Consider the following 25706-nt stretch of genomic DNA (forward strand, 5'->3'; position numbering starts at 1 on the left):
CTCCTGGCGGCCAAGGGTCGCTATTGTTCTGCGAGATCGGTTCTCGATTCCACCACCCACGCGGCGACCTGCGACCGCGAGGTGAATCCCAGCTTGACCAGCAGATGTTCGACATGCCCCTGCGCGGTACGTGGAGAAATCACCAAACGAGCGGCGATCTCCCTGTTCGTCAGACCCTCGGCAATCAGGTCCGCGACCTCGAGTTCACGCTTCGTCGGGTGGGTCGATGGGCCGGCAGAAGGGGTTCGAGCGTGCGTTTGTTGCTCGCCCAGTGCGTAGTCGACGGCAGCGCGGAATCCGAGCGCGGCACCCTCACGGTGGGCGGCAGCGAAGGCCCGCTCACCCAGCGAGTTTCGGACCTCGCGTTCACACGCGTCTTGGAAGATGGCCAGTCCGGGCACAACAACGCTCGTGCCTCCCACCGATCGACTCACCTCGTCCGCGGCGCCCATCAATACAGCTGCGCGCCGGACATCTTTGTCGTCGACCGCGACCCAGGACAGAGCTTGCAGACACATGCTGGCGTTCAACCGGTCATTGACCTTCCGCCCCAGTCGCAGCGCCTGCTTCAGCAGCCGAGCAGGTCGATCGTGATCACCTTGCCTCCATTCCGCAATGGCAAGCGCCCACAGCACATACGACCGATATATCGTTTCACCGTGCTCTTCGGTAATGGCGAGCGCACGCTCGTAGTATCCGATTGCCTGGCCCGTCTCGTTCAGCAGTTCGAGTGTTAAACCGAGGGTCAACATGGCGGTGACCTGGAAGGGCAGGTTTCCTTGTTCGGTAAACAACGCAACAGCCTTTTCGAGGTGTGAACGCGATTCGGCGAGGTCCTCGGTGAACAGTGCCAGATATCCTTCCGTGTGATGGATATATGCGTGCAGCAGAAGGTCTGTCGTCTGGTCCGCAAGGACCCGGCCCTCCTCCACCAGGGCTGTCGACGCCAGAAGATCGCCCTGCACTGCCGCCAAGAGAGCTCCTGCGTGAATCGCTTTGGCTCGCTCGACGGTTGGCGGGCCGGTTCGGAACTCACGGAAACGGCTAAGCCACTGCCGACCTTCGGTAATCGCCTGGGAAATCCAGAACGCAAACAGGGCAGCGGTGATTCGAGTAGCGATGTCAGGGCTCTCGGACACACAGAACTCCAAAGCCTCCCGCAGATTCGACTGCTCTCGAGTGATAGTGGTGATCAACTCGACCTGCCGGGGACTGATCCAGTCGGCTTCCGCGGCGAGCGCCACACCTTCGCACCAATGAAGATGCCGGCGGCGAAGTTCGGTGTACTCGTACTCACCTGACTCCTGCGCCTTCTCCCGGCCGTAGTCACGCAGGGTTTCGAGCATCCGAAAACGCACCGTTGCCCCCGACTCCTCTCGGATCAGGATCGACTTGTCGACCAGCGACATCACAGCGTCAAGGATTTCGGTCGATGTCAGATCTCCGCCGCACACCTGTTCTGCGGCGTCGAGTTCGAAACCGCCGGAGAACACGGACAGCTGAGCCCATGCCGCTTGCTCCGCGGGGGTGCACAAGTCGTAACTCCAGTCGATGCACATCCGCAGTGTCTGTTGCCTCGACGGCGCGTCTCTGCTGCCACGAGTCAACAAGTCGTAGCGCTCGGTCAGCCTCTGCAGGATTTGTTCGGGAGACATCGCCCGAAGCCGGGCCGCTGCCAACTCGATCGACAGCGGATGCCCGTCCAGTTGCCGACAGATCGATCCGATGGCGACCTTGTTGTCCTCGGCGAGTTCGAACCCGGGGACAACAGCTGCACCGCGATCGACAAACAGTTTCACCGCGTCATTGCTGGGTGCGCCTTTCGGTTGGCGACCAGGGTTAGGGACGGAAAGCGGAGGAACGAGAAGGATGACTTCCCCTCCGATGCCGATCGCTTCGCGGCTCGTCGCAAGAATTCGCAAGTCAGGGCACACGCGCAATAGAAATTCGGCTAGCTGCGCCACCGCAACAATCACCTGCTCGCAATTGTCGAGCATCAACAATAGTTCCCGCTGAGCGAGGAACTCTGCCAGCACATCCCGCACCGGTATGGTCGACCGATCTTGTACCCCCAGGGCTCCGGCCACCACACCCGGTAACAGCGTTGCATCGCGCAATTCCGCCAACTCCACCAGTCGTACGCCGCAAGAAAAGCTGCGTTGCGACTTGGCGGCGATCCGTAGTGCGAGACGGGTTTTCCCGACACCGCCGATTCCAGTCAAGGTCACCAGTCGCGCGGTCGACAGCAGGTTCTTAGCTGTGGCAAGTTCGGTGCGTCGACCGACGAAACTGGTCAGCTCCAGTGGAAGTCCACCGGTTCGGCCCCAGACCGAAGATGTACCTGTTGCCGGTGTACCCGTTTCCCGGTTCCCTTGTGATGCAACGCTTCCAACGGATGCTTCCGCGAACGCGGTCGGGATGGCGGATTCCGCCCCCGGTTCGGCGCGCAGCGCCATCTCATCAACCGACAACCCGCGGCGGAACTGCAACTGCCGCAGAACCTCACCCATACACTGTCGCAGAGGGACGGTCCCCCGGATCCCGGGACATTGCCTTCTCAACAACCCCACACACGTCATCGGGGAAGCCGTTCTCCCGCAATCCGGTACCGGTTGCGCGGTGATCCGCAGGAACTGCGCCACAACCTGCTCATCACTGCGACGCTCGAACGCCGCATGCCCGGTGAGCGCACTGAACAATGTGGCCCCCAACCCATACACATCCGAGGCCGGACTCGGGGGCTCGCCGCCGAGAACTTCCGGTGCGGTGAATGCCGGCGAACCCGTGACAGTGCCGGTCGCAGTCTTGAAACCGTCGGCGATATGCGCGATCCCGAAGTCTGTCAGAGCCGGTTCACCGTAGTCGGTAAGCAGAATGTTCGCAGGCTTCACATCGCGATGCAGAATGCCGAGCCGGTGTGCGGTCTCGAGCGCCCCCGCCATCTTCACCCCGAGCCGCAGCACCTCCTCTACCGCGAGCGGCCCGTGCCGGCGAACCCGCGCATCGACGGAATCTTGCGGGTGGTACGGCATCACCAGGTAGGGACGTCCGGTGTCGGTAGCACCGACCTGCAGAACGCCCACAATGTTCGGGTGCCCGGTCAGCCGCCCCATTGCCCGCTGTTCCCGGAAGAAGCGTGCCCGGTTCTCCTCGTCCAGGTCGGCGGTGAGAACCTTCACCGCTACCGTGCGATCCAGCCCGGTCTGGGTGCAGCGGTAGACTACGCCGAAGCCGCCGCGCCCGATCTCCCGGGCGTCGACAAATCCCTCCGCTCCCAGCTCATCGTTGATGAACGGAAGCAGGTCACGACGCGTGTGGAGTGGATCGTCTTCGACCATCGGTTACTTCGATTCTGCGGCATCGTCGATGATGCACGTCGTTATCTCGATGATGTTCCCTTCCTCCGTGACCGTCAACGCAGCGCATCGCTGAGGTCGGCGGCGCGGGACGGCGCCCTTCGTACCCAACTTGTTCAATTGATGCAGGAGATCGCGGTCTGCAGCCATGGTCTCCCTAGGCACCGGCCGGAATCGCTCGCTTCGTACCTGTCGCCCCAACCGTGGCACTGTCACGTTAAGCAATCAAGCGCTGATTGTGGTCGATCCGTACTCGGAAACCTCCTGCTCGTGTGTGGCTCATGAGGCTGGTGGGATTTCAGGAAGGCGCCGAATCGATTAACGTGACAGTGCCTCGCCGAGGGCAAGACGAAATTGGAGGCAATCCGCTGCATCAAGCGTTACATCGTCCGCCAGCTCTACCCGATCATCCTGGTCCCTCTGCAACCCGCGAAATAGCTTCACAGGCTTAACATATGTCTATAGGAGTGTCAAGAAACTACTGAAAAAACCAGGCCGAGAACGCGCCATGAAAGGGTTCCGCTCCGTCGGCTCAGCGCAACGATTTCTCGCCTCGTTCATTCGCATCTCCCCGCACTTCCGCCCACCGAGACACGGTATGAACGCCACCGACCATCGCACCGAAATCCGCGCACGCTTCCAGGTGTGGGATCAGGTCACCGAACTACGCCTAACTGCCTGACCGACTGCTCCGTGTGATGACCTGCTGCGCCCGAAAGCTGCTGTACCCCAAACAACTTGACAGCACCTTTCTGGCCGCGGCCGAACAATCTGCTCTCTGTGCTGGCGGTGGTGTACGGCAACGACATCGAGAAGATCATCACCTGGCTCGATGATCCGACCACCGAGGTCGACGAGTACCTCACCACCTGGGGTCTGACGCCGCAGATCACACGGTTGGACATGTTTCGGCGAGCGGCAATTCGTACCGGAACAACGTTCGAGCTGCTGTGCGCCGACACCCGCGCCTTGGCCCTGACCGGCGGCGTTCCGGCGCAGGCCCAGAGTTTCGGAGCGGCGCGGGAGAAGGTTCTGGCACAAACTATCGATGAGGAGTGCACCCGATGAACGACGAACTCGACGAATACGGCGACGAGCAATGAGAAGACGATGTCCCTGCGCGCATCCATCGGTGGGCGGATCTCGACGGGGAACAGACGGCGGAGCTGTGGGCCGAACTCATCGCGTGGGTGAGCTGGTTCCGACGGCGTTACGCGGTGACCGGCTCGGATGCGATGATTCCGCCGTGCTGGTACCGACATCCCGTCGCGGTCGAGGAATTGACGGCGTTGATGGTCTCACACCAAAGCACCTACACGCTCGACGAGCCGGGATCGGAGTTGTCGGCGTTCCATGTGCAGTGGCTCTGGCCGACGTTGCGTGATCTTGCAGAGCGGGCCGGATACAAACGCTGCACCGATTGCAAGTGCTCGTTCACGGCGCCGGACATCGTCGATGACCCCGGCGGTTTGAGGAAGTGGGTCAGCGGCGACATCGCTGCCCGCCACTGATCTAACTGTACGAATACAGAAAAAGTGGCCGCCCACCCCGGAAATGGGGCGAGCGGCCACTATCTGTTTCGGATGGGACTTTAGCGGGTCAGGAGCCGAAATTTCCGAGCGATCCGAGTGAACCTGTCACCGGCGGTTCCGGAGCTGCGGTGACGGTGAGGATGGCGTCGAGGGTAGCGGGAGTTCCGATGCCGTTCGAGGCAGTGAAGGTGACTGCGAACGTCCCGGCCTCGGTGGGTGTTCCGGACAGAACACCGGATTCGGTGAGTGTCAGACCAGCGGGCAATGCACCGACTGCGGTCACCGTGGGGGCCGGTTGTCCGGTGACGATGAAGGCGTGAATGTAGGGCTGGCCGAGGACACCGGCGGACGGTACCCCGGTCAGCGTGGGAGCTATTTCGATGGTGATCACCGACACCGTGGCGTTGTCAGAGTTGGTGACGTAGGCGCGAAGGCCGTCGGGGGTGATCGCCACCCCGAACGGCCTTCCACCGACAGGAAGGTCGATGGCGGTGACGGTGTTGTCGCTGGTGTTGATCACCGACACCGTGTCGTCCGTCTGGTTGGCGACGTAGGCGCGGGTGCCGTCAGGGGTGATCGCTATCTGGTACGGGAGCTGGCCGACCGGGATGGTGGCGGTGACGGTGTTGTCGCTGGTGTCGATCACCGACACCGAGTTGCTCTCCTGGTTGACGACGTAGGCGCGGGTGCCGTCAGGGGTGAACGCAATCGATGACGGACCTTGACCGACGGTGATAGGTGCGGGGTTGACGGTGTTGTTGCTGGTGTTGATCACCGACACGGTGTTGCCATTCCGATCGGAGACGTAGGCGCGGGCGCCGTCGGGGCTGATCGCCACTGCCCAGGGAGACCCTCCCACCGCGATAGGTGCGGGGTCGACGGTGTTGTCGCTGGTGTTGATCACCGACACCGTCCCTGTATTCCAGTTGGCGACGTAGGCGCGTCCGCCGTCCGGGGTGAACGCCACCCCGACCGGACCATCGCCGACCCCGATGGTCGCGGTGACGGTGTTGTCGCCGGTGTCGATCACCGACACCGAGCTGCTGCCCCGGTTGGTGACGTAAGCACGGGCGCCGTTGGGGGCGATCGCCACCTCCTGCGGAAGGCTGCCGACCCCAACGGTGGCGGTGACGGTGTTGTCGGTGGTGTTGATGACCGATACTGCCCCGGCGCCCCAGTTGGTGACGTAAGCACGGGCGCCGTCGGGGGTGATTGCCACTCCGGTCGGGTCCGCGCCGGCTGGGATCGGTGTGGGGTCGACGGTGTCGGCGGATGCGTTGCCGATCCCGAGGGTCATGGCGGCGGCGAGAGCACCGGCGCCGAGTACCGCGGCGGTGCGGGTCCAACGCTTGGGTGCGTGTGGTCGTTCGATGGTGGTGATGGTGGTGTGCCCTTCGAAAGGTGCAGTCCGCACCCCCGTCGGGGGTGCGCAGTGGCCACAAAAGGCAACCACCACAAAGGAACATAACGGACAACAGGCCACGAATACCCAATTCGATTGTTGGCCGCTTTGGGCCACCGTCGACGACAAGCATGTATGACCTGAAGCGGCCACTACGCACATAAGCGGGCGCGGAACACCGAATTTTGTGGGTGACCAGGCATTTTCTGTCGATGCGGGCCGTGTCAGGGAACGCTGCGCTATCTCTCGAACGAGAATGGCGATACCGGCGATGGAGAGTTTCGGGATGCGCTCCGTGGATCGAAACGGGCTCTCGTTTCTCGTGGCCACCGTGTTCCCCGGTCAGCGTTCCATTCCGCGGTCGCGTTGCTTCTGCTGCTCGGTTTGTTCGCGTTGGCGGGCGAGCATCATGGCCCGGTTGTTCCGCTCGCGTTCCTGCGGACTGGCCGCACCCTTTTCGCTGTCGGCGCGGCTGCGTTGAGTAGCATCGGTTGCTGCTTGCTCGGGTGTGAGGTCGCGGCGACGTTCTTGTTCGGTGGTGATCGCGGCGCCGCGGCGGGTGAGCTGGCCTTGCTGGGTGTCGATGCGGTCGAGGGTCTTGTCGGCGGAAGTCAACGCCTGGCGGTCGCGTTCTTCCGCGTCGAGGAGCGCGGCGGGTAGGCGGCGTTCGGCTTCGGCGGCGTCCGCTGCAATCTTGTCCCATCGATCAGCTGGGGCGATGGTCGCGGCGATATTGCGGGCGGCTTTGACCTGCGAGGTTGCGGTGGCTCGCTCAGCAGCGAGTGCGGCTCTTCTGCTCGAGTTCGGCTCGTTTGGCGCGGGCGAGGCGGCCGGTGCCGGCAAGCTCGTTGCGTGCTGCATCGACGGCGCTACCGATGCTCCGGGTAGTGGCGATGTGAGTATCAATATCGGCGCGGGCGGCAGGTTAGCGCCTGGGTCGGCTGGGTGATGCGGGTGTGTTCACGGCGTACGTTCTCGACGCCTCGCGTTGCTTGCGAAGGACACGAAGCCGGGGCGGAGGAGTACAGGCCCACAAGCTCATCATTCCGGCGGCGCGGTTCGGTGATACGCCTACCCTCGCGTCGCACGAAGGGTACGAATGGCTGTACATACTCAACGGGCGGGTACGACTTGTTCTCGGAGACCAAGATCGGGTCCTCACCCCGGGTGAGGCAGCCGAGTTTGATACCCATGTCCCGCACTGGTTTTCGACCGCAGATGACGCATCTGCTGAGCTAATCATTCTCTTCGGCCAGCAAGGTGAGCGCGCACATCTTCGTGCCCGGACAGAACAATGACACTACCCCTCGGCGCCACAGGTGGGCCCGAACTTGTGGAAAGTCAGTGGGCAACCTACCGCCGCCCCTAAGATGTGTCGGCGCTGCGGTCAGAGCCGATGGGCGGGAAGCTAGCCGGGATCGAAGTCGGGTACCGCACCTCGCTCACACACTCCGACAGCACCCTCGCGGTCACGATGTGGATCGAGAAGCTCCGCGCCGTCGACATCACCCTCCGCAGCGAGGTGCGCTCCGCACACGCCTCCCCAGACTCGAAACCTGCGGTCACCGCCACCACCCAACTCGCGTTCGCCGACCCCGAAGCCGGCACGCTACGTCGACTATCGGCCGACGAGCGGGCGGCGCTCGCAGCGTGGACCACAACGGACTGACCTCAAAGCTTCACGCCGACCTACCCCCACTCCACCCCCACATCGCCGAGAAACATCTCGCCGACTACCGGCACCCCGGTCCACAGCTACAGACCGACCACTACGTCCGCTCGATGTCCATCCGGACCGCACTACTCGAACTGTGGAACCTCTGACCATCGGGGCACATCAATCAATCAGGTACCGCCCACCCTCAACGCGGACCGAATACAGCACGGGCCGAAATACATTCGGCTTATCCAGTCAGCGCGGGAGTGCACAGACACGGATGCGAAATTATCCCGAGATGATCGCTCAGCCGTCAACACACTCCAGGCACTCGAGGATCGGCCCCGCTACACCGACGAACGGAACCAAATCCATCCGGGCCGAGAAGCCCAGACGAATCTCGCGACGTAACATCACAGATGCGCGTCCCCCTTTGCCGGCTCGGACGCGCACGGCTCACCGGACTGACACTCACCTTCATGTCCGTGGACCATCCAGAAGCTTCATATCCTCAACTTTGTTGCGCCGCAGTATCCTTCAGCCCATCCCTGAAACGTCCAGGTCAAGTAAGCTGCGATGCTCATCCACTCGATCGAGCACCACATCGAACGACGGCGCGTCCACACCGTAGTAGAGGCCCCGCATCGCCTTCTCGTGCTCCACCCTCAACACCCCCGAATGTCTCCACTCGCGAGAAAAGATATCCGATGCTGCGAACCCACCTACCGGAGATTCCTCGTCCGCTAGAGGATATGCAGGCAGCGCTGAGTGAGGGCCGGGGGTCAAGACACAGCGCCCGCAGCGTAGCGAGGACGAATGGTCTTGATGGTGGCCCTTATCCGACGCTGCCAGCACGAGGCCGAAAACGGAAAACAGCAGTTGACAATCCCCCGCCCATTCAGGGATGACTGTGTCCGGCAAATGCCCCCAGCGGAGAGTTGCTGTTTTACAGTCATACACTCGCGAAACATTTTTTCACAACGATTTGATTAATGAAATATATTCCCTTCGTTCACCTTTCGACCCTATTCCGTTCACTGCACACACTTACGTTGCTCTCGTGATGAAAAACGATTTCGCGGTGGCCGGAGAACCGATCAATCGTGCCACCGCTGGCATCCTCGAACGCATCCGAGCCGCATCTCCATCCTTCAGTCCCGCGGAACGGCGTGTAGCCGACGCCGTGCTGCGTGATCCGTCCTCAGTGATCCACCAGTCCGTGACCGAGCTGGCCACCACCGCGGGAAGTTCGCCCGCGACAGTCGTACGGCTGTGTGCGAACGTCGGTCTTCGCGGTTACCAGGAACTGAAAATCACGCTCGCAAGCGAATCGATCCCGAGTGAGCAGCGCGTGCTCGGCGACATCATGCCCGACGACACCGTTGGCGACATCGTGCACAAGGTCATGGGCGGCACCGCGCGGGCTGTCTCCGCCGCGGCGCACGCCATCGATTCACACGCGCTCGAAGCTATGGTCGGACACCTGCTGCGTGCTCGGCGCGTCGTGTTCGGCGCTGTGGGAACCTCCGCCCCGCTCGCACTTGACGCTGCCTACCGATTTGTCACACTCGGTATCGACGCTGCCTTCGCTCCCGACGTGCACACCCAGCACGTGAGCGCACGGATGCTCACGGAAAGCGATGTCTTCTTCGCCATCAGCCATACCGGGTCGACCTTCGAGACCCTCGCAACAACCTCCGCCGCGAAAGCCGCCGGTGCGACCACTCTTGCCCTGACCAGCTTCTCACGTTCCCCACTCACGGAAATCGTCGACGTGAGTCTGGTTGCGGGTAGCGCCGAAACCATCTACCGGGTCGAGGCGATGGCGAGTCGCATTGTGCATCTGGCCGTACTCGACACTCTGTTCGTCAGCCTGTCCCGTCTCGCCCCGACCAGTGACACGGCCCTCGCGCTCACCGAAGACGTACTCATCGAACACCGAATCTGACTCGACCGCAACAGAACTCAATATCACTGGCGATATCTCAGCCGAGACCGCACCGGCCTGCGCATGGTGCTCGTCGAGGCGTGCCCGGATACCCGAAACAAGGAGCACACTTATGCAGGGAATCGTCACCCACACTGACGGCCGCCCGGCCGCTGACATCACCGTCTCCACCGGCGGCGTGGTCACCACCACCGACACCGACGGCCGGTTCACCCTCAACTGTCAAACTGAGTGGGGAAACTTCGTCGTCCTCACCCGGCCCACCGGATACACCGCGTCCCCATGGTGGCACCGCATCTCGCCTCTAGAAGACGAAAAGTCCACCGAACTGCGGTTCGAACTGGTGCCGGAGGAACAGTCATTGCCGTACCAGTTCCTCCACCTTTCCGACCCTCACCTCACTACACCCGAGGTCGTGGCGTCCGGCGATTACGATTTCGCCCACTACGCCGAAGGTGGCCTGCCCGCTCAGGTCGAAAGTTTCCTTGGTCGGCTTTCCGTTCTTGCACCAAAAGCGCGCTGCATCATGCTGACTGGCGATCTGACCGATCACGGGTTGGCTGCGGAATTCGACGCCTACCGCGCGGCCGTCGCCGGTAGTCCCCTTTCGGTACACGCGGTCCCAGGCAACCACGACCATATGAATGGCACGCACGACAGCTTCGTATCCCGCAACAACTATCTCACCAACCAAGGCGACCCGAGCCACTACGAAAAGCACATAGGTCCGCGGTGGTACAGCTTCGACGTGGCTGGCCTGCACGTGGTTGCACTCGATTGGCATTCCCACGAGCTCGGGATCGATCACGAAGAGCAAAATGCTTGGCTCAGCGCCGACCTAAGTCAGCTTGATCTGGGGGCTCCTTACATTCTGCTCTCGCACGATCAGCCAGGTTCCTCAATTGTCAACGAATTGCCGTGGCAGCCGATCGCCACATTCTCCGGGCATTGGCACGCCAGTCGCGTTGTCGATGTCAAAGGCAGCCTGCATGTCAATACCCCAGCCGCGCTGTTCGCCGGACTCGACTACAGCCCGCCGACATTCCGTCACGTCACCTGGGACGGCGAGAGCATCACGCTCCGGACGGAAATCCTCGAGTGCGAAGCGCCCGCCACACTCGGTGATATCCGTGCAGCAACCTTCGCGCCAGCGCTTACCTCTTCCGCCGACGACGCGGTCCTGTGGCAGGCGGGGACCGCTGGCGCCGGCCACCGGCAGCGCGCCGCGGTGTCGGGCAACACGGTATTCATCGGAGGTCAGATCGAAGACCGGGCCGCAGGCACTGTGGAGGCCTTAGACCTCGACACAGGTGAATTGCGCTGGCAGACCGCGACGGGATCGTCGGTCAAAACAACGCCAGCGCTCGCGGGTGACGTCGTCATCGTGGCGGAGGTGTCGGGTGATCTGCTCGGCCTTGATGCGGAAACAGGGACAGGTCGGTGGCGCCTGGGATCGAGTGATCCTTTGCGCAGGTTCGCGTGGGGCACACCCACTGTCGCGAACAACATTGCGTACATGGGTGATGCATCCGACCTGCGCGCTGTCGATGCGCTTACGGGCGAGAAAATCTGGCACCGAACGGACTTGTCCCCGCACCACAATCTGGTCAACCACGCGGCACCGCTGATCATCGACGACCTGCTTGTGATGGGCTTCTTCCCGACACCCGCAGACCCGATCGGGCTCGATACACGAACTGGTGAAAGCGTTTGGCAGAGAAGCGAACTCAATGCAAGCGAGGAATTCTTCACCCTCAAACAGCTATTCCTGCTCGGTACCGCAACATACGACGCCGTCCGTGACGTCATCCTCATTCCAGCATTCGGCAGCACGATCGCACTCGACCGAGAGTCCGGCCGTACCCTCTGGATGCAGCGCCATCCAGGTGGGTTCAGTCCCGCCAGCCCCATTGTCACCGACGCGGGCTATCTCGTCACGGTCGCCGGGTACGGCCTACGGATGCTCGACCCCGCGACAGGGGCCACGATCTGGGACACCCCCGTGACCGGTGACGCACCCTTCCCGATGTCCTCCTACAGCAAGGCGCCGCACCCGGTGATCGCGCCGCCGACGATAGTCGGGGCGCATCTGCTGCTGCCTGGCCTCGACGGCGTCATCCGTCGTTTCGACCTGCAGGGCCAGCTGATCGGAACCACTCAACTGGCCTCCCCGATCGCCGCCGAACTCGTCCTCGCCGGGGACCGCCTCATCGCAGTCGGTACGGACGGCGTCGTCCTGGCGCTCGACACGCAACGGGTAGCGGCACCAGCAGGCACCGCGACGCATCCGGAAAAAGTCACCGAAGCTGTGGCGCGTTGAGTACCGAAACCGTTGACGCCGGCACGTCCGTCGCCGATTCGGCACAGTCACCGCTGATCGCTGGTGAACCACACCGCCAGCAAGTAAGCCCGATCCGCAACCGGGCTATCCGCTGGCGGGTAGCTTCGCCGCTGTGGTTCCTGGCCCCCGCGGGCGTGGCGATCGCCATATTCGTCATCATTCCGGCGGTGCTGTCTTTGGTCGCGAGTTTCTTCTCCGTTCCACTGGCGGGCGGATCCTGGCGGTTCGTCGGGTTCGCCAACTTCTCTCGGGTCGCCGGTGATCCGATTGTGCAAAAGGCGCTCGTCAACACGCTGCTGTACTGCGCCATGACCATCGTTCCGAGCCTCGCGATCGGCCTGCTGCTAGCGCTAGTCGCCACGTCGGTCTCTCGAGGTCGACCGCTGATCCGAACTGCATTGTTCCTACCGTTGACCGCGAACCTAGTGGCGATGGCAGTGGTGTTTCGCTGGATTTTTGCCTACCACGGCGGATTTGTGAACGAAGCCCTCGGATTTGTCGGGATCACTCCGGTCAATTGGCTCGGCGACACCAACACCTCACTTCTCACCGTGGCTCTCGTCGGCATCTGGCGCAGCGCATCGTTCAGCATGATGATCTTCACCGCCGGGTTGGCGACCATTCCCGCCACGGTGAACGAAGCTGCCCGTGCAGAAGGTATCCGAGGTTTGCCGAAACTGTTCAGGCTGACACTGCCGATGATGAAGCCAACCGTCGTATTCGCAAGCGTCCTTGCCATTCTCGGCTCGGTACAGGCATTCGACACCATCCACGTCATGACTGAGGGTGGTCCGTTGTACTCGAGTGAGACCGTCCTGACCGAGACGTACAAGCTCGGCTTCAGCTACTTCGATCTCGGTTCGGCGTCGGCGCTCTCGTTCCTGCTGCTGGTTGTCCTCGTCGGCATCGGCATCGCACAACGTCGAGTGCTTGCCGGTAGCGATGGTCGCTCGGCCGGAGGTACAAAATGAATGTTGTTGTCCGATCATCTAAGTGGGTTCTACTCGCCGTCGCCGCAACGATCAGCTTGTTCCCGTTCTACTGGATGATCCGCACTGCGCTGGCCCCTGCGGACCAAGTGTTCGCCGACGGCCTCTCCATCTTGCCGACCGCCATCGACCTGTCTAATTTCGGACGCGCGTGGGAGGAAGGGAATCTCGGACAGTCCATCGTCACCGGGCTGGTAGTGACATGTTCAATTCTGCTTCTTCAGCTGATCACCTGCGTCCCCGCCGCATACGTTCTCGCCAAGGTCCGCACCCGTACCGTCACCATCGCACTAGGTGTCGTTCTCGCTTGTCTGCTCGTCCCATCTCAAGTCACCATGATCCCGCTGTTCGTGGGAATGAACCTCGCCGGTCTCGCCAACAGCATCGCTGGCCTGGTATTGCCTTTCACCACAAGTGCATTCGGAATCTTCCTGATCCGGCAGCAGATGATGTCCATCCCTGATCAACTACTTGAAGCTGCCCGCACGGACGGACTCGGACACTTCCACGTTCTCCGCATGATCGTCGTGCCGATGGCCACACCGGGAATTATCGCGTTCTCACTGTTTTCCGTGTTCACCCATTGGAACGACTACATGTGGCCGCTGCTTGTTTCCCGCAGCCCTGCCACCATCACGCCACCGCTCGCCTTGGCCACCTTCCAACAAGCCGACACCGGGATCGACTACTCGGCACTGACCGCCGGTGCGGTGATTGTGACCGTCCCCATCGTTCTGCTGTTCCTCCTCGCTCAACGCCGCTTCGCCCAAGGTATGAGCGGCGCCGAAATCCCGGGATAGTCCCCTCTCCCGCCCCGCACTTCCCTTCCCCCAATAACTTTCGTCTAGGAGACCTCATGCGCTTGACCCGTGTCACCGCCCTTGCCGGCGTAGCCACCGCAGCCACCCTGATGCTCACCAGCTGCTCGGAATCACCCGACAACCAGTCGGTGGCCGCCGCCGCCGGGGACCTGTCCCAGTGCAACGCCGCCGAAACCGTCCTCAACGCCACCTTCGCCAAGCAGGGCACCGATGCGATGGCCGTAGCAGTCGCGCAGCTCGAGAAGAAGTACCCCGGCATCACCATCAATGCCGAACCTCAGACCACGACCAACTACCCCGAATTGTCAAAGGGCATCGTCGGCGATATCGCCGTCGGCAAGCGACCCGACGTAATCATGAGCGGTCTCGGACAGCTTCGATTCTGGGTGGACACCTACGGGCCGGCCACCATCGACGTAGACTCGCTTTCCCCGACGTATCAGAAGCAGTTCCTTGGTGCCGGTACCGTCGACGGCAAGGTGTACTTGGCACCGGCCCAGATCTCCACCCCAGCACTCATGGTGAACCAGACCCTTCTCGACCGCGCCGGAGCCGGAAAAGCCTCTGATATAAAGAATTACGACGATATGGTGGCCGCAGCAAAGAAGGTCACCGCCACAACCGGTTCGCCATCGGTCAGTATCCCCACCAATACCCTGACCGACTGGTTCGGACAGGGTTTCGTCCAGGGAGCCGGCGGTACCTTCATCAACGAGGACGGCAGTGCCGGATTCGGTGACGCCACCGGCATCGAGGCGCTCTCAATCTGGTCGACGCTCGCCAAGGACGGTCTGGAAACGAACGTCAACGAGCAGGATGCCACCGCCAACTTCTTTAGCGGCAAGGCTGCGATGATGGTGTCCACGTCCTCACAGATCGCAAACTTCCGTACCAATATCGGCGACAAGTTCGATTGGGAAGCCGTGGATCTTCCGACGTTCAACGGCCAAGACGGTGCCCGGCCCGCCGGCGGCAACGGCTGGATCGTGCTCAGTGACGACTCGTGTCGCGCCGGGTTCTCTCAGGAACTTGTCAGCGCACTGCTGTCCAAAGAAGCAGTGCTAGCCGCCAGCGGCGCAGCGTTCTCCTACATTCCGGTTGACACCGATGCCGCGAAGGAACTGCTTTCCGCGCCCGGCGTGACAAAGCAACAGCAGTGGGCCTGGACCTACGACAAGCCACTCACCCCGTGGGGCGGATTCGACGGTAAGACCACCAACCAGGTGACGGACACCATCGCACAGATGGGGCAGACATTGCAGACCGGAGCAGATACCGCAAGCACTGTAAAGCAGACCGTGGAGACCATCAATTCCATTGTCGGACAGGGATAAACGTGACTCGCATAGAACTGCGTGGCATCCGTAAGACATACGGAAATGTCACCGCACTCGACGGCATCGACCTAGATATCGACAGGGGCGAGCAGGTTGCCATCCTCGGCCCCTCCGGGTCCGGCAAGTCAACCCTGTTGAGAGTAATCGCCGGTCTCGAGGACCAGAGCGAGGGCAGCGTTCGATTCGACGGCTTCGCGCAGGAAGGCGTACCGCCCCACAAAAGGGATGCCGCGATCGTCTTTCAACACTTCGCTCTCTATCCGCATCTGTCCGCACTCGAAAACATCACTCTCGGTCTGCGTCACGGACTCGGCCTGGCCAAAAGGGATGCGGAGCAGCGCGCTCACGCGATAGCAACCCGGATGCGAGTCGAGGACCTCTTACAGCGCAAGCCCAAGGCCATGTCCGGAGGACAGCGTCAGCGCATCGCACTGGCCCGTGCACTTGCCCGCCGCAGCGGCATCGTCTTGCTCGACGAGCCACTGTCCGGTCTCGATGCTCAACTGCACGCCGTGCTCCGACTCGAAATAGCTTCGCTCCTCAGGGAAGTCGGAGCGACGGGCGTCAACGTTACGCATGATCAGCTCGACGCGATGGCGATGTCGGATCGGATCGCCGTAATCCGCGATGGCCGAATTGAGCAGGTCGGTACACCCGACCAGTTGTACGCGGCGCCGGCAACGGTGTTTGTTGCCGGATTCATCGGCAGTCCGCCGATGAATCTGCTCCCGGTCGCGGCCAACGGCACGTCCGTCTTCGGGCGTCTCGGTTCGACGCCGCCGATCACTGTCGGTGTCCGCCCGGAGCACGTGAGACTGCGACCCGCGCCGGATGCGTGGACGGTTACCGGTTCGGCGGCTCTCATCGAACCGACCGGACAGGACCGCGTCATCCAGCTTCTCCTCACGGACGGCACACCTTTCGCGTTTCGCTGCGCTATCGGTGATGCACCGGCGCTCGGCACCACTGTCACGGTCGGGGCGGATGCGGAGAGTATGCACATCTACTCCACCGAAACGGGAGGGCGCCTCGGCGACGCCCGCGCGCTTGGGATCCTCCGCCCGCATCACGTCGGGACCGCTGCGTGAGGGCCGGCGCGCGAGCGGACGCGGGCTACAGCCGTGCGTCATCCATGGTGATCTTCGACTGGAATGGCACCGTTGTTCTCGACGCCGACCGCGCCGCGACGGCACTCAACGATGTCCTCACCGGCCGCGGCATCGCCCCTGTCCCCGAGTCGGAGTTCTCCACCACCTTCCGCCTACCGATGGCTCAAATGTTCACCGACCTCGGGATCGATGACGCAGGAGTCACCGAGGCCGAGGCCGAGTGGAACACGCGGATGGCGACGACCATGACCCGTCTACGCTCCGGCGTGCGGGAGGCGCTCATCCAATTGGCCGACGAGGACGTGTGGCTCGGAATCGTCTCTGCCGCAGCCGCCGAGGCGGTGACCCACGACCTCACTTCACTCGATGTCCCGCCGGTGTGGGACGCGGTCCTCGCACCGGCCGCGGACAAGGTCACCGTCCTGCGCGCGCTTCGTCACCACGCCGATACCGCCGTGTATGTCGGTGACACCGCCTACGACATGCAGTGCGCGATCGAAGCCGGATATCAGCCGGTGGGAGTGCGCGGCGGTTACAGCTCGGACACAGTACTCGAGAGGGCCGGGGCCACCATGCTTATCAACGACCTGATCGAGCTCGTGAGTCTTGTCTGCCGGGGCGCCGACGCCCACTGACTACTCGCGGCGCGGACTTCCGAACGTGTAAGCAGGAAGTCCGTGCCGCGTGTTCACGTCCGCTGAAGGGCCCAACGATTCGTTTGTAGCCATGAAAAAGTGAATTTGGCACACTTTTCTGTGAAGACGTTGTGGGGCTTGGCCATACGGCGCGGATGACACGTTTACCGAGCAGGGTCGAGATTGTCCGCCCATACATTTGCCAATTGAACATCTTGGTAGTTACGTGGTCCCAGCCGTCAGGTGCGTGGCCGTAGCACTGTAGCGGCACGTAGCACTCGGAGTAGGACGTGTTCTTGCGATCTCGCCGAGGGATGCGAAAGCGCCACGGGTGGCATCGATCAGCCACAGACGGGCACTGTCACCTTGCTCTGTTCGTCCGCTACTTCTGTCGACCGCTCCGCGCGATGACGTACCGCACCTGAAAACTGTTGCACACCAAACAACTTGACAACACCGCTTTTTGTGAGTTCCGATCACGATGATTAGAACCGTGGCTTCAGAAGGTCAGGAAACTTAATGTTCAGGGCGGTACCCGCCTGCTACCGATGTTCCTCGATGACTCGTCCGGCCACCCCCGGAGGTCGAGACAATTCACCCCCGCACGACGGACCGGCCACCATGGCGCCCGTCGCTCGACTAAGTTGCCCGCGTTCTCGTGGCAGCTCGTACCCGAAAGTCACCCAGATGCCTCGCCCCGTCGGCGGACAGGCGACGTAGTGTGCCGGCGTCGGGGTGCCCTCGCGGTCCAGTGCGGTGTCGCTCATGCGCCGTCCACCTCACTGATCAGCACATCGAGACGCGCGATCAAGGCGTGATGTCGCTCGGCTTCGTCGATCCACCGGCGAGATTCGGCATCAGCAGTCAGCGTGCGTGCATCGATGCGTGGCGCGGAAAGGATACCGAGGTGGGTGGAATCGGTGTGAAAGCTCGGGCAGTGTTCGTAAATGTTGGCATACGGGCACGAGCCTTGCGCCGGTGCGCGCAGGCAGTAGCTGCCGGCGAGTCGGGACTTGATCGCCGGTGCTTCTTTCCAGTCGCCGCCTCTCGTGACGTCGACGAGCGGCAGCATGGTGCGCCCACAGAGAGTGGAGCGATCTGGCTTTTCGGAAGATTAAGGGCGCGTTCGTATTCGGCACGAACTGTGCTGTCGAAGAGATCTGCGTAACGCAAACTCGTCTGGGCGGAAACATGCCCGAGTAACGCCATCGGCGCTTGCAGGGATACTCCGGCGTTGATACTGGTGAACGGCATTATTCGAAACTGACGAATACTGGTGGTGGATCCGGTTATCGGGTTGTTTCGGCCGGATTTGGTGGCGGACCCGATCGCCACGCCCCCGAAGCTCTGTCAGCAGGTTGCGAATGGCGTGACGTGACGAAATTATGCGAGGACCTCCGGTGTCGGTGTGGTTGCCACACATCCCGGCTACCGAGAGGTCCTCGCATAATTTCCTCGACCGAGGATGCGTGCCCGCGCTGGGCGGCGACGCCGGTCAGCAGTCAGACGCGGCTGGAGTCCTGGCCGGACGCCACCGGTTCCGCCTCGTCCAGCAACGGGCCGAACATCCGACTCAGGAGCAGATCGGAGGTGTAGACACGCTCACCCGAAAGCTTGGCGTTCTCGCCGAAAGTGAGCACGCCGATGATGTCGTGGCGTTCGGTGCTGCCGTCCGGAAGTCGCAGCCAGAGCGTGTATTCCTGCCCGACACCGTCGTCGGTCACCCACTGCGAGCGCAGCTCGCGGCCCTCGACCAGGGGCTTGAAATTGGCGAAGAAGTGCTCGTAGAAGCGGCGAGCCTTGTCGCTGCCCCGCATCGCTCGCCCGATGGGCTGCAGCTCGTAGACAGGATCGTCGTCGAGCGTGGCCAGGGTGGCCTCGAGGTCGCCGGCAGCTTCGGCGACCGTGTGCGCCAGTGCAACCTCGACGAGTTCCTGATGCTCCTGCAGATTCATTGCACTCTCCTGGCTATTGGGCGGGGCGGAATCGAACCTCTTCTGAACCAAATCCGGATGTGTTACAAAATATGAATGAGGAATTTCAATGACGAGGGTGACTTTAGATACATTCCGAAGCAGGCGTCAAGAGCGGCGGAGAACGAGGACCACCTCGCACCCGTACAACGCAAGTCGCCGCCCACCGATCGCGTAGTGCAGATCCTCAATCTTCTGGCGAACGCACCGCACGAGGCGTTGACCCTCACGCAGGTCTCCGCTCGTCTCGATCTCAACAAGCCGACCTGCCTCGGCATCCTCACCGCACTCACCGAGGCCGACTTCGTCACTCGAGATCAGGCGAAGGCCTACCGTCTGGGTCCAGCACTCCTGCGGCTCGGCTCGTCAGCCGAATCCGGCTTGGCCGCAGTCGATCTCGTCCGACCACTCGTCGAAGAGCTACACCAGCGACTCGGTATCAGCTGCCTACTGAGCGCCGTGCACGGCGACCACATCGTTGTCCTCGACCGGCTCGGACCGGCCAGTACGGGAAACCAACGCGACGTCGTCGGAGAGCGATACCCGTTCACCCCGCCACTCGGGCTGGTCAACGTCGCGTGGGAGCACGACAGTATCGTCGACGCGTGGCTGTCCCGGACCCCACTCGCCCCGCTCCCCTCGACCGATACCGCCCTGCACGCCTTGATCGACCACGCACGCGACCGCGGCTACATCATCGAATGCCTCACCAGCGCAGCCACCACCCCGAACATGGTCCTGTCTAACCTGTTGGCCTCCGGCCTCCCGGCCCCCATTGTCGAAGAGCTCCGCCGCCACCTTCCTCCGGTGGACTGGTCCGAATACAGCCAAACCCTGCCGCCACCCGGCGCCACCATCCCGGTGGCCAACATCAGCGCACCGATTCTCGACCGCCACGGCAGACAGAAGTACACCCTCACGCTGATGCCCGAACGCACCGAAGTGACTGCAGACAAATGCCACGAGTGGGCCACCGCCCTCCTCAGCACAACCGAGGAGGCCACTTTCGCACTCGGAGGCGCGGCCCTCTGACCCGGCATCCCCAAACTTCCTGTGTACCGCCATCCGCGCAGGTCCGAACACTGCGGTGACACGCCCATAACCGATAATTCGACGACCGTCGTAGTAAGTCACGCGCCGGTATGCGCTCTCCACCACACGAAGCACAACGATCCGGAAACGGAGTGGATGGTTGACAACTTCGACGGCTCGGGACCGAGGGTTCTTATTAGCGCGGATCTCGCACAACTTGACGAGTGGGCCCTCACAAAGGCTATGTCCGTACGGACTGGAAGCCGGGCTCGACGGACAAGCGGAAACGTTCCGCGCCGAGTGACGATCACGCTGAATCCGGCTAAGACCGGCACTGACGAGAACCGGGAGGTGGTGTTCGCCGCCACTCGGGGCGAGTTGACGGAACTGGTCGAATCTCTGCAGCGACACATCGCTCCGCCTGCCAAGTGAATTTGTTTGGTCCGATTCCGAGGAGTCGGACCAAAGGCGCTGCCGCTACACAGCCTAGAGAACGTGTGGCTCCTGAAGTGAACGAGCACTCTTGGATTGCCGGCTTCTTGTCAAAAGATGGAGTTATCAACTCCGAGATGACGTGAGCCTTGGGAATTCGAGAACTACCTCGATGTCATTACAAGATGTTGTGTCAGGCGCGCGTGTCGGCCACCAGATGTAGCGTCTATCACGAAACGACACCGAGCGGCACCATTCCGCGCGCACACGCCCCGCAATCGCCCACTTGCTACAGCGAATACACCCGCCACCTCGACGCCGGCGCCACCGCACTGATCATCGACTCCGGCCCCGACCAATGGCTCGACCTCGGACACATCCCCGACAACGTCGACATCACCATCACCGGACAAACCTGCGCCGCCGTCACCGGCAGATCCATCACCGCCGCCGGCCAATGCTTCCGAGGTTCGAAGGAGAACGCCAACGAGCTGTTGGAACGGACCTCACCATCCATTCACCGGAACATCTGCTGGCCGTCGAGAACGAACTCAACAGCCGTCCCAGGATCGTCCTCCAAGACCGTTGTCCGACAGAGTTGTTCACGGCTCTACTAGAGTCACAGAATCCATCGGTGTTGCGACGTTGACTAGAACCCAAGGTGCCGGAAAGGGGTCAAAATTCAGATGCCGTTGACACCATGCAACTTCTCGTACTGTCGCGGGTTCAGGATAGACGTGAACAACGGATGCTCCTCGATTCTGAAGCGGCATTTTCCTGGCGAGCTACGTTAACACCCTTGGTAGATCCCCAGATGAGCCTAACGAGCACCCGAAATTGAGGCACTGCTGCCTCATTCTGGTTGACAGAAAAAGTGATCCCCTACGCGTTTCGCCAAACTTGGTGAAACTGACTCAACTATGGTCGCTGATGCGTTGACCTGTTGAGACCAAGACCGATTCAGAGACATGTAAGAAACCGAGAGCTCCTCACCGTTATGGACGATCACGCTAAGGGAGTGGGGTGGCTCGCTCTCGTAGAAGCTCACAAAACCGTTGAGTAACCATCGATCCGTCACCCCCCCAACCCGACAAGGTCAGTGAGAACCGGACGCTTCCGCACTCACCGGCCCAGCGCCCTGCCTCGCCAACAGTCTCCGACCCCTGCCCACGCATGCTCATGCGTCTACGAGGCTGACGGACCCCAGATCTCGGAGCAGATTTCGTATGCAGCGTCGGCCTTCACCGGAACCGTGACGACGAAACGCATTGAGGACCGGGTCGGGTTCTACGAGTTCGACGTCCGTGAGGTGTTCGAATGCAACGTCGGAGCGAAGACGGTCGTATCGGCGTATGTGGAGAGCGCTTCCTGCGGGCGCAGCTTCGAGATCGGCACCGAATACATCGGGTCTGCAAACCAGGCACAAGAAGCATCGCCGGCGGACCGCTGCGGGGTGAGGAGTTTCGCGGCGTCGAGACTGCGCAGGAATGCTTGCCGGACACCGAGAAGCTCAGCTGCCTGGCCCATGCTGTACGCCGGGTAGTCTTCGTCGTCGAATTTTCCGGACAGTGCACTGCCGGGGGGTTCTGCCTGAATGGGATGTCTTCTTTCGGTCAACGGACGGGACCCCCGGCGCCGTGGAGGCCGCCGGGGGTCTGGGTTGAACTTCCTTACACAACTGCACTCTTTCGAGCTGCCGGACTCAAACCTAGCTGTCCGGTAGCCGCTCTCAAGGGGCTGCCGAGGCCACACACACTCAAACTTTCGGCCTCGACGCTGCCCTGCCCTGCGGTACTGCTTGCGGGTAGTTCATTTCTCCCGCACCTCTTGATTTGTTCTTTTCGGTACGAGAGAAAAGATACAACAGGTAAATGCGAATGTCTACCCTCATCGCTACAGAATTTTTCCAGTGGACTCGAGAGCTACGCCCGCAGGCGGATACCGCGAGGTAGGTGCCGGGAACCGGCGTCGGCGGCGGACAGGTCGCCGGCGGCGGGCCTGATTCTGGAATAATGCTCTGATGCGAAATACCCCGAAATCAGAATCCTTGCTCCGTGCGCAGTCGGATCGGAAGGAGTCCGGCACCGCCCGAGGACGCCGCGACGGCGGCGTGCCGAACTCGGATGGGGACTCGGAAGCCTCGGAGTCGGGGTCGCGTAGTCGCAGTGCCGCGATGCGGTCGGCTCGGGAGGACCTGTCGGCGCATGCGCGTGGGGTGGAGAGCATGAACGAGGCGTTGCACCCGCGACACGATTAATCTCCCGGTCCAACTCGGCACCGGCGGGTGAAAGACCCTGGCGGGCCGCATCTTGCTGCGATACCGCCGCGTTCGGCTCGCGGAACCTCCGATGATGATCGGATCTAGCCCGCGACGACATCAGGACGTTTACATGTATGGTCGAAGTGTAAGCGTTGATGTTGCCGCTGGCGTCTTACCGGCCTCGTCGATCCCCTACCTTGTGTGGCCGTCGAGACCGTCCCGCACAGGCCAGACTGCTTCCTGTAGCCGGCCCGCCATTGGGCACTCCTCGTCGGCGCCCTGCCATCGCCGCATTGCGTAGCCCGTTCTGCGTGCTGTTTCATCCTCGACGCACCGGGTTCGACGGGTGGGCGTCGACAGCAGGCCTTCACCACGATCGAAACCAGACACATCATGTTGACAGGTGGTGCAGTGCAACCCGGCCAGGACCTGCCAGAGACGGTTCTTCGAGCCTCCTTCCGCAGCAGCGATTCACAGGACCCCCGACAAAATACGTTATGACGTCGGTCACCCGCGTGAATGTACCTACGCCCGCGGAAAGCAGACGTACACCTACCGCGATAGGGCCGGATCGCCACTCGGCCCAAAAGCTCATATCTCCGATCGAGGCTCTGCTGCAACATCATTGACAGCTTTCACGTCTCCCCGACGACATCGACAGAACCGAGGCACCCTGTCGCCAGATGGCCGACATGGCGCCGAGAACGCACGCTCACGGCCATTTCGGTGTTCGATCATCACCCTGCGACTCGGTGCACATGTAACTTATTGCGGCGGAATGGGATACATCGGTTACATGTTCGCCTAAAGACCGGAGCCTCACCGTAGTGCTGCACCTGATCGGACTATCTTGATGACCTCTCAACCCGCTGTACCCGAGACAGTCACCCCTCCCCGCTGGCGAGACCGGAAACGCTACTGGTGGCCGTTGGGACTACTAATCCCCCTGAGCCCGTTCCTGTCCTGGTTCCTCGTCGAACACCTACACCTTGGTTTGTTCTGGGCCACGGGCGCTTGGATCCTGGTTTTGGTCATTCCGATAGCCGATCTCATTGCCGGCGAAGACGGCCAGAGCCCACCCGACGATGCGATCCCGCTACTCCAGAAGGACCGCTACTATCGTTGGTGTACTTACTTTTTCGTGCCGTTCCAGTACGCGGGACTGGTCTTCGCCTGCTGGTGCTGGGTACACGCCCCGATGGCCACGGGAGAGAAGATCGCCCTCGCGATGACCGTGGGTGTCGTCGCCGGCGTCGGAATCAACGCCGCCCACGAACTCGGACACAAGAATGACACCGTCGAGCGTTGGTTGGCGAAAATCGTTCTCGCTCAATCGCTCTACGGCCATTTCTTCGTCGAACACAACCACGGCCATCATATCCGGGTAGCGACCCCGCAGGACCCGGCCAGCGCCCGGTTCGGCGAATCGTTCTGGGCGTTCCTGCCTCGCAGTGTCATCGGCGGGTTGACGTCGGGCTGGCAGATCGAAACGGCGCGCCTACGCCGGCGAGGAAAACGGGCCTGGAGTCCGGCGAACGCCATTGTGCAGACCTCGGCGATGAGCATCGCCGTCTTCGGCGCGTTGATCGCAGCATTCGGCTGGCAGGTCACCCCGTGGCTGCTGCTGCAAGCCTTCGCCGGGATCTCGTTCCTCGAGGCCGCGAACTACCTCGAGCACTACGGACTGCTGCGCGGTCGCAGACCCGATGGCAGCTTCGTGAAAGTGCGCCCCGAGGACAGTTGGAACAGTGACCACCTCGTGAGCAATCTGTTCCTCTACCAACTCCAACGCCACAGTGACCATCACGCGAACCCGCGCCTTCGGTACCAGTCGCTACGTGGCAACGCGACTGCGCCGCAACTGCCGGCGGGGTACGCGGTGATGATCGTGTGCGCGTGGATACCGCCGTTGTGGAGGCGGCTCATGGACCACCGTGTCCTGGACTACTACGACCACGACCTCACGCGCGTCAATACCCGAACCACGCAGCCGTGAACGGCGACAGCAGCAGGACGGGTCCGGGTGGCTCGGTCCCCGCCGAAACGCGGCATCGCAGGGGAACGCCACCCAGCCCGGAAAGCATCGCGGCAGTGGAATTTCTCCGTGGACAAGCCGACGCCGCAGCAATCCGCCGTCGGTACCTCGCACTGATCACCCGAAGTACCGATCGGGACGGCACGACCACCGACTACACCGCCGCCGAGCGCTACCTTTGTGCAACCGCTGCCGCCCGTAGACGAAAAGCGAAACTTGGTCGCTCAGGGTCAACGCACCGTTCGGGACCAATCACGTAGTAAGGGGGCAATTCGAGCGCCACTGACCGTCAAGACACACCTCGTCCGCGTTTTCGGCAAACTCGCCGTATCCGACCGCACAGCGGCAGTGATCGCCGCAATGAAGAAGGCGCTACTCGACAACGGAGTCTCGTAGGCCAGTTGGCTCGGGCTTGAGGCGGACACGGACAACAGCGAAGCAGTTCACCGCACTGGTCCGGCATCAGGGCATCCAGCTGGCCCCAGCCTTCCTGCTGCTTGCATGTGATCGTTTTCGACTCGGTGCCCCGGATCGCCTTGATCTCAGTGACCTCGTACCGTGTTTCCTCGCCGGTCATGTCTCTTCCCGTCCTTCGATAGCGGTGTTGTGGGTGAACCCGTACCCAAGGACGGGGAAATAGGGTGCAGTTTGCAAAATCCGGTTGGTATCCGCCGACGCCATCCAAGAAACGATCGTGTCGACGCCACTGTGCGGCAGACATCCGAGGGACACCCGATCAATCCCGGGACTCGATCGGTCTACCCCTCCTCACTGCCCATTTCCCCCGAACAGCCGCAACGAGTCCGATTTTGCGGTTCTATGGACACGCATGCTCGTTCGTCAGATT

Annotated in this window: 25 protein-coding genes and 1 pseudogene; 18 read left to right on the forward strand and 8 right to left on the reverse strand. The window is 62.0% G+C overall.

Features of this window, described 5'->3' with window-relative positions:
* Positions 1–20: 20 nt before the first annotated feature.
* Positions 21–3338: pseudogene (locus MTX36_RS03120) on the reverse strand (protein kinase).
* A 3-nt stretch (positions 3339–3341) separates the two neighbouring features.
* Positions 3342–3506 carry a hypothetical protein gene (locus MTX36_RS03125; protein ID WP_243618300.1) on the reverse strand — a complete coding sequence of 55 codons (165 nt, stop codon included), beginning with the start codon at positions 3504–3506 and terminating at the stop codon, positions 3342–3344.
* A gap of 358 nt (positions 3507–3864) precedes the next feature.
* Between MTX36_RS03125 and MTX36_RS03130 the strand changes: the two genes are divergently transcribed.
* The 3 genes from MTX36_RS03130 to MTX36_RS03140 all read left to right on the forward strand — a co-directional run bounded on the left by MTX36_RS03130 (position 3865) and on the right by MTX36_RS03140 (position 4867).
* Positions 3865–4038, forward strand: a complete 174-nt coding sequence (locus tag MTX36_RS03130) for a hypothetical protein (protein WP_308198180.1) — start codon at positions 3865–3867, stop codon at positions 4036–4038.
* Positions 4039–4094: 56 nt separating this feature from the next.
* The gene (locus tag MTX36_RS03135; protein ID WP_243618301.1) at positions 4095–4424 is read left to right on the forward strand and encodes a hypothetical protein; all 330 of its coding nucleotides are present in this window, start codon (positions 4095–4097) and stop codon (positions 4422–4424) included.
* 122 nt (positions 4425–4546) lie between these two features.
* Positions 4547–4867, forward strand: coding sequence for a DUF4913 domain-containing protein (locus MTX36_RS03140; protein WP_308198181.1), 321 nt, complete (start codon positions 4547–4549; stop codon positions 4865–4867).
* An 88-nt stretch (positions 4868–4955) separates the two neighbouring features.
* On the opposite strand, the gene MTX36_RS03145 is transcribed toward MTX36_RS03140, so the two are convergent.
* Together MTX36_RS03145 and MTX36_RS03150 are read right to left on the reverse strand one after the other, a co-directional pair.
* Complete coding sequence (locus MTX36_RS03145) at positions 4956–6302, reverse strand: beta-propeller fold lactonase family protein (protein ID WP_243618303.1); 1347 nt, start codon at positions 6300–6302, stop codon at positions 4956–4958.
* Positions 6303–6632: 330 nt separating this feature from the next.
* Entirely contained in the window at positions 6633–7151 is a 519-nt protein-coding gene (locus MTX36_RS03150) for a hypothetical protein (RefSeq protein ID WP_243618304.1), read from the reverse strand.
* A gap of 95 nt (positions 7152–7246) precedes the next feature.
* Here MTX36_RS03150 and MTX36_RS03155 point away from each other — a divergent pair, with 95 nt between their 5' ends.
* The 10 genes from MTX36_RS03155 to MTX36_RS03200 all read left to right on the forward strand — a co-directional run bounded on the left by MTX36_RS03155 (position 7247) and on the right by MTX36_RS03200 (position 17127).
* Positions 7247–7588 carry a cupin domain-containing protein gene (locus MTX36_RS03155; RefSeq protein ID WP_374230415.1) on the forward strand — a complete coding sequence of 114 codons (342 nt, stop codon included), beginning with the start codon at positions 7247–7249 and terminating at the stop codon, positions 7586–7588.
* A gap of 98 nt (positions 7589–7686) precedes the next feature.
* Positions 7687–7959 carry a thioesterase family protein gene (locus MTX36_RS03160; protein WP_243618305.1) on the forward strand — a complete coding sequence of 91 codons (273 nt, stop codon included), beginning with the start codon at positions 7687–7689 and terminating at the stop codon, positions 7957–7959.
* Positions 7941–8114, forward strand: a complete 174-nt coding sequence (locus MTX36_RS03165) for a hypothetical protein (RefSeq protein ID WP_243618306.1) — start codon at positions 7941–7943, stop codon at positions 8112–8114. The genes MTX36_RS03160 and MTX36_RS03165 overlap by 19 nt, the downstream gene beginning before the upstream one ends.
* 896 nt (positions 8115–9010) lie before the next feature.
* Positions 9011–9895: a MurR/RpiR family transcriptional regulator gene (locus MTX36_RS03170; RefSeq protein ID WP_243618631.1), complete on the forward strand. Its 885-nt coding sequence runs from the start codon at positions 9011–9013 to the stop codon at positions 9893–9895.
* 112 nt (positions 9896–10007) lie between these two features.
* Positions 10008–12215 carry a PQQ-binding-like beta-propeller repeat protein gene (locus MTX36_RS03175; RefSeq protein ID WP_243618307.1) on the forward strand — a complete coding sequence of 736 codons (2208 nt, stop codon included), beginning with the start codon at positions 10008–10010 and terminating at the stop codon, positions 12213–12215.
* Positions 12212–13207 (forward strand): carbohydrate ABC transporter permease, encoded by a 996-nt coding sequence (locus tag MTX36_RS03180; protein ID WP_243618308.1) that lies wholly within the window; start codon positions 12212–12214, stop codon positions 13205–13207. Before MTX36_RS03175 ends, MTX36_RS03180 begins: the two co-directional genes overlap by 4 nt.
* Positions 13204–14025: a carbohydrate ABC transporter permease gene (locus MTX36_RS03185; protein ID WP_243618309.1), complete on the forward strand. Its 822-nt coding sequence runs from the start codon at positions 13204–13206 to the stop codon at positions 14023–14025. The genes MTX36_RS03180 and MTX36_RS03185 overlap by 4 nt, the downstream gene beginning before the upstream one ends.
* A 56-nt stretch (positions 14026–14081) precedes the next feature.
* Positions 14082–15380, forward strand: a complete 1299-nt coding sequence (locus tag MTX36_RS03190) for an extracellular solute-binding protein (protein ID WP_243618310.1) — start codon at positions 14082–14084, stop codon at positions 15378–15380.
* A 2-nt stretch (positions 15381–15382) separates the two neighbouring features.
* The gene (locus MTX36_RS03195) at positions 15383–16471 is read left to right on the forward strand and encodes an ABC transporter ATP-binding protein (RefSeq protein WP_243618311.1); all 1089 of its coding nucleotides are present in this window, start codon (positions 15383–15385) and stop codon (positions 16469–16471) included.
* Positions 16468–17127 (forward strand): HAD family hydrolase, encoded by a 660-nt coding sequence (locus MTX36_RS03200; protein ID WP_243618312.1) that lies wholly within the window; start codon positions 16468–16470, stop codon positions 17125–17127. Before MTX36_RS03195 ends, MTX36_RS03200 begins: the two co-directional genes overlap by 4 nt.
* Before the next feature lie 542 nt (positions 17128–17669).
* On the opposite strand, the gene MTX36_RS03205 is transcribed toward MTX36_RS03200, so the two are convergent.
* From MTX36_RS03205 to MTX36_RS03215, 3 genes are all read right to left on the reverse strand, one after another.
* Positions 17670–17894 carry a hypothetical protein gene (locus MTX36_RS03205; RefSeq protein ID WP_243618313.1) on the reverse strand — a complete coding sequence of 75 codons (225 nt, stop codon included), beginning with the start codon at positions 17892–17894 and terminating at the stop codon, positions 17670–17672.
* Positions 17891–18199, reverse strand: coding sequence for a transposase (locus MTX36_RS03210; protein WP_243618314.1), 309 nt, complete (start codon positions 18197–18199; stop codon positions 17891–17893). Before MTX36_RS03210 ends, MTX36_RS03205 begins: the two co-directional genes overlap by 4 nt.
* Before the next feature lie 430 nt (positions 18200–18629).
* Entirely contained in the window at positions 18630–19082 is a 453-nt protein-coding gene (locus MTX36_RS03215; protein ID WP_243618315.1) for a nuclear transport factor 2 family protein, read from the reverse strand.
* Positions 19083–19157: 75 nt separating this feature from the next.
* Here MTX36_RS03215 and MTX36_RS03220 point away from each other — a divergent pair, with 75 nt between their 5' ends.
* The 3 genes from MTX36_RS03220 to MTX36_RS03225 all read left to right on the forward strand — a co-directional run bounded on the left by MTX36_RS03220 (position 19158) and on the right by MTX36_RS03225 (position 21181).
* Complete coding sequence (locus tag MTX36_RS03220; RefSeq protein ID WP_243618316.1) at positions 19158–20132, forward strand: IclR family transcriptional regulator; 975 nt, start codon at positions 19158–19160, stop codon at positions 20130–20132.
* 300 nt (positions 20133–20432) lie between these two features.
* Positions 20433–20564 carry a hypothetical protein gene (locus MTX36_RS29745; protein WP_279394162.1) on the forward strand — a complete coding sequence of 44 codons (132 nt, stop codon included), beginning with the start codon at positions 20433–20435 and terminating at the stop codon, positions 20562–20564.
* A gap of 203 nt (positions 20565–20767) precedes the next feature.
* The gene (locus MTX36_RS03225) at positions 20768–21181 is read left to right on the forward strand and encodes a hypothetical protein (protein WP_243618317.1); all 414 of its coding nucleotides are present in this window, start codon (positions 20768–20770) and stop codon (positions 21179–21181) included.
* Between the two features lie 670 nt (positions 21182–21851).
* Here MTX36_RS03225 and MTX36_RS03230 read toward each other — a convergent pair.
* Positions 21852–22091, reverse strand: coding sequence for a hypothetical protein (locus MTX36_RS03230; RefSeq protein ID WP_308198191.1), 240 nt, complete (start codon positions 22089–22091; stop codon positions 21852–21854).
* 1586 nt (positions 22092–23677) lie between these two features.
* On the opposite strand from MTX36_RS03230, the gene MTX36_RS03235 reads away from it, so the two are divergent.
* Both MTX36_RS03235 and MTX36_RS30470 read left to right on the forward strand, forming a co-directional pair.
* Positions 23678–24820, forward strand: a complete 1143-nt coding sequence (locus MTX36_RS03235; protein WP_243618319.1) for an alkane 1-monooxygenase — start codon at positions 23678–23680, stop codon at positions 24818–24820.
* A 219-nt stretch (positions 24821–25039) separates the two neighbouring features.
* Positions 25040–25255 carry a hypothetical protein gene (locus MTX36_RS30470; protein ID WP_374230416.1) on the forward strand — a complete coding sequence of 72 codons (216 nt, stop codon included), beginning with the start codon at positions 25040–25042 and terminating at the stop codon, positions 25253–25255.
* The last annotated feature ends 451 nt before the right edge of the window (positions 25256–25706 follow it).

Source organism: Rhodococcus sp. ARC_M6, assembly GCF_022810305.1.
Classification (GTDB): Bacteria; Actinomycetota; Actinomycetes; order Mycobacteriales; family Mycobacteriaceae; genus Rhodococcus_F.

Coding starts and splice junctions, on each gene's coding strand:
- MTX36_RS03125 (WP_243618300.1), bottom strand. CDS start 3,506: ATGGCTGCAGACCGCGATCTCCTGCATCAATTGAACAAGTTGGGTACG.
- MTX36_RS03130 (WP_308198180.1), top strand. CDS start 3,865: ATGAAAGGGTTCCGCTCCGTCGGCTCAGCGCAACGATTTCTCGCCTCG.
- MTX36_RS03150 (WP_243618304.1), bottom strand. CDS start 7,151: ATGCAGCACGCAACGAGCTTGCCGGCACCGGCCGCCTCGCCCGCGCCA.
- MTX36_RS03160 (WP_243618305.1), top strand. CDS start 7,687: ATGGGCGGGAAGCTAGCCGGGATCGAAGTCGGGTACCGCACCTCGCTC.
- MTX36_RS03170 (WP_243618631.1), top strand. CDS start 9,011: ATGAAAAACGATTTCGCGGTGGCCGGAGAACCGATCAATCGTGCCACC.
- MTX36_RS03175 (WP_243618307.1), top strand. CDS start 10,008: ATGCAGGGAATCGTCACCCACACTGACGGCCGCCCGGCCGCTGACATC.
- MTX36_RS03185 (WP_243618309.1), top strand. CDS start 13,204: ATGAATGTTGTTGTCCGATCATCTAAGTGGGTTCTACTCGCCGTCGCC.
- MTX36_RS03190 (WP_243618310.1), top strand. CDS start 14,082: ATGCGCTTGACCCGTGTCACCGCCCTTGCCGGCGTAGCCACCGCAGCC.
- MTX36_RS03205 (WP_243618313.1), bottom strand. CDS start 17,894: ATGAGCGACACCGCACTGGACCGCGAGGGCACCCCGACGCCGGCACAC.
- MTX36_RS03210 (WP_243618314.1), bottom strand. CDS start 18,199: ATGCTGCCGCTCGTCGACGTCACGAGAGGCGGCGACTGGAAAGAAGCA.
- MTX36_RS03215 (WP_243618315.1), bottom strand. CDS start 19,082: ATGAATCTGCAGGAGCATCAGGAACTCGTCGAGGTTGCACTGGCGCAC.
- MTX36_RS03220 (WP_243618316.1), top strand. CDS start 19,158: ATGAGGAATTTCAATGACGAGGGTGACTTTAGATACATTCCGAAGCAG.
- MTX36_RS03230 (WP_308198191.1), bottom strand. CDS start 22,091: ATGGGCCAGGCAGCTGAGCTTCTCGGTGTCCGGCAAGCATTCCTGCGC.
- MTX36_RS03235 (WP_243618319.1), top strand. CDS start 23,678: ATGACCTCTCAACCCGCTGTACCCGAGACAGTCACCCCTCCCCGCTGG.